Annotated in this window: 6 protein-coding genes; 4 read left to right on the forward strand and 2 right to left on the reverse strand. The window is 46.3% G+C overall.

The window, feature by feature from the left end; translation table 11 throughout:
- Window positions 1-1,505, forward strand: a 1,505-nt coding sequence (locus ACKPQ4_RS05375) for an ABC transporter permease (protein WP_407680177.1), incomplete at its 5' end; no start/stop codon positions are given.
- A complete protein-coding gene (locus tag ACKPQ4_RS05380) occupies window positions 1,505-1,798 on the forward strand; it encodes a DUF3817 domain-containing protein (protein ID WP_407680178.1) in 294 nt (97 codons plus the stop codon). The genes ACKPQ4_RS05375 and ACKPQ4_RS05380, both read left to right, overlap by 1 nt.
- Here the strand turns inward: ACKPQ4_RS05380 and ACKPQ4_RS05385 are convergent.
- Both ACKPQ4_RS05385 and ACKPQ4_RS05390 read right to left on the reverse strand, forming a co-directional pair.
- A complete protein-coding gene (locus tag ACKPQ4_RS05385; RefSeq protein WP_407680179.1) occupies window positions 1,795-3,204 on the reverse strand; it encodes a DUF1552 domain-containing protein in 1,410 nt (469 codons plus the stop codon). The two genes, ACKPQ4_RS05380 and ACKPQ4_RS05385, sit on opposite strands and share 4 nt — an antisense overlap.
- Before the next feature lie 4 nt (window positions 3,205-3,208).
- On the reverse strand, window positions 3,209-5,221 hold the full coding sequence (locus ACKPQ4_RS05390; protein ID WP_407680180.1) for a DUF1592 domain-containing protein: 2,013 nt from the start codon (window positions 5,219-5,221) through the stop codon (window positions 3,209-3,211).
- 202 nt (window positions 5,222-5,423) lie between these two features.
- Between ACKPQ4_RS05390 and ACKPQ4_RS05395 the strand changes: the two genes are divergently transcribed.
- Both ACKPQ4_RS05395 and ACKPQ4_RS05400 read left to right on the forward strand, forming a co-directional pair.
- Window positions 5,424-6,188 carry a tRNA dihydrouridine synthase gene (locus tag ACKPQ4_RS05395; RefSeq protein ID WP_407680181.1) on the forward strand — a complete coding sequence of 255 codons (765 nt, stop codon included), beginning with the start codon at window positions 5,424-5,426 and terminating at the stop codon, window positions 6,186-6,188.
- Window positions 6,166-6,587: tRNA-dihydrouridine synthase (locus ACKPQ4_RS05400; protein WP_407680182.1), on the forward strand; the 422-nt coding region annotated here is incomplete at its 3' end. The genes ACKPQ4_RS05395 and ACKPQ4_RS05400, both read left to right, overlap by 23 nt.

A 6,587-nucleotide genomic window follows, 5' to 3' on the forward strand; every position in this document is an offset into this window, starting at 1 on the left:
CCGAGCTTATATCCATGCCAGTCAACGGTGCCCGGGAAGCCTTTACAGTGCTGCTTGTATTGCAGGGATTCTTCCTAATGTTTCTGGGTACAGGAAGAGTGGCATCGGTAACGGCGGAGGAAAAAGAAGCGGGCTTGCTTGACTACCAGAGAATGACTCCAATGAACCCGTTTTCGAAGATTCTAGGGTATTTATTCGGTCTGCCAGCCCGCGAGTATTTCATGTTCCTTTTGACCCTGCCATTTCTTCTGCACTGCATGGTGGTCGGTAAGATTCCATTGCTTAACCTTTTACAGCTGTACGCAGTTTTTTTCTGCTCAGTCATTCTTTACCATCTTACCGCCCATGTTATCGGACTGGTCGTCCCCAAGCCCCGGGCAGCTTCATGGGTAGCCCGCCTTGCCGTGCTCGGACTGTATGTTTTTCTTCCCGTGCTCGGACAGGCAGGTATTTCCTTCCTTTCTTTTCTTACAATACTGCCCACTTATTTCGGTAAGATTGTTCCCCACCTTCTGGCCGAAGGCACCAACATCCTTGGACCTTTTGAAAGACAAGTCGTGGCTTTTTGGCAGGAAATTCCCTTTTTCACCTACCAGGTTTCTCCAACCACTTTTACCTTTGTTATGCAAGGATTGATCCTTCTTGCTCTCTTTGCCACAGCTTACCGAAAATGGCGGCTCGATTCCCTGCCCGCTTTCTCCAAGCCTATGGGAATAGGCCTGTTTGGCATTTTGCAAATTCTTTTGCTCGGTTCGCTCTGGCCATTTTTCTCACAGGGTGAAGCCAGTGGACTGCTAGGCCAGAGCTTACAGCTTGATCCAACAAAGGTCGGACTTCCCGATCAGTTAAAAAATGACTCACTGCCCTCTATCTCCATGATCGTGGTTCAATCAACCTTCTTCCTCCTAAACCTCGCATCTCTTTTATTATTAATCAATGTATGTTGCCCGGATCCGCACCGTCAACTCAAGGGCAGACAACGTTCGGGAAGGCTGGGAATGAACCGCGTACCTGTGCTTGCAGACGAAGCACCTGGAGGCTTGTTTGTCGGTGCGTTGGTCTGTATCTCCACCGTGGTTTATGCAGTACTACACTTGCTAGCGGTAAGTTCCGAAACCGTGCAGTCGGTTGCACCTTCTGCCCAATCAGTCCTTCTGCCTGGCCTGGTCTTACTTTTTACCGCACTTGCTTTGCGGGCAGCACGGGAACAATGGTTTAATTTAGGATTTTGGGGTTTTGTAGGTTTGCTTTGGCTGACACCCATGCTTGCTTGCCTCGTTCTAGCAGTGGCTGATTTCCTGGGGAATTCCCAGCTCATGCTAAACATAGCCTCCCTTTCTCCCCTCACATTCTTTCCCCAGCTAATGGTTTTTCTCGCTCCCAATATATTTCCCGAGCCAAATCCATTGATCAATCTTTCCACATCCATCAAGATTGGAGTCATTACCAGCGCACTACTTGCCACCTTTCTTTCCATCACTCTTTTTCGTACATTAAAGAAATAATGTTCTCATCTATCCATAACCTCCGCATCTTGGGAAACATTGAGGGGGTATCCTATTTAATTCTGCTTGGTATTGCCATGCCCCTCAAATATTGGTGGGGAATCCCTCTGGCCGTGAAAGTTGTAGGGATGGCCCACGGCATTCTCTTTGTCGCTTATTGCCTTTTGCTCGCTACCTGCATGAAAAAACATGCCTGGTCATTTCTCTTCGGCCTTTACCTTTTCGTTGCGACTTTAATTCCCTTTGGCACTTTTATAACCGATCGAAAGCTTAAGGAATTCTCTAGAAATTAGACAAGTAAACTGGAAATAGTTCCGGTACTGTCAGCAAATCGATCAAGCTCAAGACCCATTGCTTTAGCTTGCGTGAGCCATAAATTGGCCAAAGGCTCTCCACCATCTGGTGTTTTGAAAGTTCCATTAACTTTTTTTACCAATCCTGATTTAGCTGAAACATTTAAGTGCTTTCCGGTAATAAATCTCCCACCACCTGAACCAGCTATCAAGATAGGCAAAGCACTGTATTGGTGAGTCGACCCATCCCCCAAACCTGATCCATAGGTAAATAAAATATTATCAAGTAAGGTCTTCCCATTAGCTTCTTCTATCCGATTCATCTTCTCACAAAGATAAGCAAATTGCTCCATGTAGAAGTGATCCACCTTAATCAGGTCCTCAACAAATTTCCCTTGATTATGGGACATCATATGATGGCTCTTAGGTTTATCGAATAAGCTTTCAAATAAATAGGGAGTGTCCCATCTTTCAGGCCCCACCATGAAGGTGGCCACGTTGGTCAACCCGCTTTGCAAGGAGGCAACCATCAGGTCACCCATCAATCGAATATACTCCCCCCTTGGCATTTTACCGTCCATCGGAATGTCAAGATCGACCTTGCTTAACTCATTTCTCATCCCATCCAATCGTAAAATCTGCTGCTCTATCGTACGGATGGATTCAAAATATTCACCAAATTTCTGCTGATCAGAATAGCCAAGGTCTTTTCTCAAGGACCGGGCATCATCAAGAACCAAGTCAGTAATGTTCTTATAGGCACTGCGTTCATCCGATTTAAAAAGCCTACGATAGGCTAGCAATGGATCCCGCATCGAGGGAGCCACATGCTCCGTCCCATACCAAGAAATATTATCAAACTGAATCGATTCCTTGTTATCATTGTGACTATTACAGCTAAATTCAAGAGTCTTAAAAGGAGTATCTTTACCAATTTCATCTGCAAGAATATGATCTAAACTACGTGCCTGAGGGTAAGGCGTATGCTTGAGACTAAACGGACTGGCACTGGAAAGAAAACAGGAAGCACACTGTGCATGCACATCCGTACCCGGCTGAAAAGTACGATCCAATCCCGTGATCAAAGTAACCTTATCCTTCAGCCCATCCAAGGGTTTCATGGTTGGAGTCAACTTTAGATCATGAAGACCGACTCCCAGATTCGAACGAGTACTTTCTGCATCAAAATTATCATTATTAAAGTTTCTTTGCACTGAACTCTGTCCCTCGCCTGGAAAGAAAGTCTTCCGAACCACCCCGATGGGCACATAATAAAAAGCCGCACGCTGAGGGATTTTATAATTCTTGCTACCAACCGCCAAGCTTTCCATCCATGGCAGAGCAAGGGCGGAGGTTCCCAGTCCGCGAAGAAAAGTACGGCGGCCAATATTTTTCATCGTTTTCATATTTTCAAAATTTACTTTTTATAGTTAAGGCAAGTTTAACACTTGGCCCGCGGAATGGTTTCGACTTAACAACTGCGTGGATCAAAGACTTCATCGAATAATTTTCTCCCTCTACACTTTCCACGATCTCATCGAGTGCCAGAGAGTCAGAGGGATTAAGTTCACGACCGAGTCCAAAGGCAAGAAGGTGACCCGCAAGCCCACGAACAAAGCGGTTTTTTTCTTTAAGAATGGCATCCTTAAATTCAATTATATTAGAAAATTTATGGCTTCGGAAAAGAGTTCCACTTGCATCCACCTCCCGCCCATTATGGTATTTTTCCCGCCAACGCCCGACCGGGTCAAAATTCTCCAAGGCAAAACCCAACGGATCAAGTTTTTCATGACATCCAGCACAATCAGCCCGTTCCCGATGATCTGCAAACCGCTCACGTAAAGTCAGGCTGTCATCCACCTCCTTTTCTTCCGGAAGTGGTGGAACTTCTGCAGGAGGAGGTGGTGGTGGTGAATTAAAAATAACCCCCGCAACCCAGGCACCCCGGGTAATCGGTTTCGTTTCTAAAGGACCTGAGGTCATCGTCATCACCGCCCCATTGGTAATCAAACCACCATGCCTGCGGTCCTTCACTGACTGCCTTGTAAATCGAATGGTTACCGGGCCACCAAGCTTTCCATTGGGTGCGTCCCCATACCATTTGCTCAGCCGTGCAGAACGAAAGGTATAATTTGAATCAATCAGCTCAAGAACAGAACGATCTTCGATCAAGACCGTTTCAAAAAGTAGGAGCGGCTCCATCATCATGTCCATGGTCGTTCGGTAAAGAGGTGGACCATAATAAAAATCTCGGTACTTCTTCTCATCGGGCACCGCCGATATAATCCGGTCCAACTGCAACCATTGAGTAGGAAACGAATCACAAAACCTTTTAAGTTTTTCATCCGTAAGCATTCGGTCAACTTGTTTAGTCAATTGCTCGTCCTGGCTAAGGGTAGCCTCCATTGCCACATCGAGTAACTGATCATCCGGCACACTTCCCCAAAGGAAAAAGGACAGGCGGGATGCTAAATCCAGGTTTTGCCTAGACTCCGGCTCCCGACCTTCTTCCCCTCCCCGGTCATAGAGATAAAGAAAGCGAGGGGAAGCGAGAATTGCGGAAAAGACATCTTTCATGACATCGCCCATTCCCATACCTTGATTCATTTCCTGCTCTGCGAATGAATAATATTTGCTAAAAGTTTTATCATCAACCGGAGCCCGAAAAGCTCTCTTGAGCAGGTGTTGCAGTCGCGATTTTAGTTCATCCATCTGATTAATTCCCCGCTTGGATTTCTCAAAATATTGTGTCCATACCCCTACATTTTTTGGATTAAACGAAGGGCTCTTAACTATACTCTGACTTAACCGGAAGAAATCTTCCATTAACAGTGGGGAAAGAGAAAGGTGATCTCCTTGGGTATCATAACCGTTCTCCGCCCGCAGGTCCTGAGGAAATGGAGCCACGCCGTCCATCCTTGGTTCAATGAGACCAGACTTCCCTAGCGGTCGACTACTCACCATCATCTTAGCCGGCATTTTACCGGATGCCGGTTTAAAGTATCCTGACCGATCACGCATCATTTTTTCAGGCAAGGGAAAGACCTCCACCTTCAACTCAAGCAAATCCTTCACTGCATTGGCGTATTGAAATCTTGTCATTCTGCGAATAGGGGCTTTAACCAAATCCTTCTCCGATCCGGAAACGGATTCTGCTAAAAGCTTTTTTAACTCGGCGACAATCATTTTTCGCTCGGTATTGTCAATAGGCTGATTTCCTTCAGGTGGCATCTCACCAAAGTCGATCACTTCCATTATCGTCTGCAGCAGTTCCGGATCGCCTTTTAGGTCTTTTCCTTCTGTAAAAGAGATCAAATTAACCTCCCCCTTAACTTTGCCCTTCATACCATGACACTCGATGCAATAGGATTCAAATGAGCCCTCAATCGAAAATTCTTTTTTAGCTAAAACCGACTGACTCAAAAAACATAAAACCAGGACCATTCTCAGAAAAAGCTCGGGAGCGAGATACACATTTGGGAATCGGAAAGTCACAATTTTTTATTCCTGATTAGAAAAAAAGCTTAGACAAGGTTTAAAGAAGCTTTTTGAGAAAATTTTTCACGGAAGAAAAAGTCTGCTTTGTTGGATTGTAAAAATTAAGCAATTCCTCAATCTATGTCTCATGTTCTCCTTGGGTCAGCTACCGCTTAAATCCAATCTTTTCCTGTCACCTCTTGCAGGCTACACCAACCTGCCATTCCGTTTGGTCATCCGCGAAATTGGCGGGGTTGATCTTTGCACCACAGATCTTGTAAACGCCCGATCCCTCATTGAACAGAACCCCAAAGCACTCAAATTAATTGAAACGAATAAGCAGGATAACCCCCTGTCCGTTCAATTATTTGGTGGCGTCAAAGAGGAAATGAGAGATGCCGCGGTGATGCTTGTTGAAAAAGGGATCGATTCCATCGATGTCAACATGGGCTGCCCCGTACCAAAGGTTACCAAAACCGGAGGCGGAGCCAGTATGATGACGGAGCTGCCCAAAACTCAGGAATTGATTCGGGCAATGACCGATGCCGTCGATGTTCCGATCACGGCCAAGATGCGACTCGGATGGGATGGTGAAAACCTTACTGCTCCCGATCTCGCCCGGGCTTTGGAAGATGCGGGCGTGGCTGCCATATTTGTTCATGGTCGAACCCGCGCCCAGGGATTTGATGGAGTTGTGAACCTGGAGGGCATCCGTAAGGTTGTGGAGGCAGTAGATCAAATTCCGATAATAGGAAATGGAGACGTGACCACACCACAAGCCGCTAAGCATATGATCGATCACACGAGTTGCCATGGCATCTCCGCTGGGCGTGGGGCTTTTTATGGTTGTGGAGGCAGTAGATCAGATTCCAGTAATAGGGAATGGAGACGTGACCACACCACAAGCCGCTAAGCATATGATCGATCACACGAGTTGCCATGGCATCTCCGCTGGGCGTGGGGCTTTTTATAATCCCTGGATTTTTCTCCACACCCAGAAATATTTAGAAACAGGAGTCCTTCCTGCTGATCCTAGCTTTGATGAACGAATACGGGTCATGCGTAGGCATTACGATCTGATGGTAGAAGTATTTGGCGAGGATCGTGGATCTCTCCAGTTTCGTAAAGTTGCTCCGTGGTATTCGAAGCGATTTGGCCCAGTCAAGCCATTCAATAACGCCGTGGTCAGGATCAGTTCAAGGTCAGACTTCGAGAGGGTTTTAACCGATTACTTGGAGTGGAGAAAGAAATTCACCGATGACTCAGGGGAACTGCTTGATCGCTATCAAATGCCTCCGATGATTGCCTCTTT

This window comes from Candidatus Chordibacter forsetii (genome assembly GCF_964187505.1).
Classification (GTDB): Bacteria; Verrucomicrobiota; Verrucomicrobiia; order Opitutales; family Seribacteraceae; genus Chordibacter; species Chordibacter forsetii.

Coding starts and splice junctions, on each gene's coding strand:
- ACKPQ4_RS05380 (WP_407680178.1), top strand. CDS start 1,505: ATGTTCTCATCTATCCATAACCTCCGCATCTTGGGAAACATTGAGGGG.
- ACKPQ4_RS05395 (WP_407680181.1), top strand. CDS start 5,424: ATGTTCTCCTTGGGTCAGCTACCGCTTAAATCCAATCTTTTCCTGTCA.
- ACKPQ4_RS05385 (WP_407680179.1), bottom strand. CDS start 3,204: ATGAAAACGATGAAAAATATTGGCCGCCGTACTTTTCTTCGCGGACTG.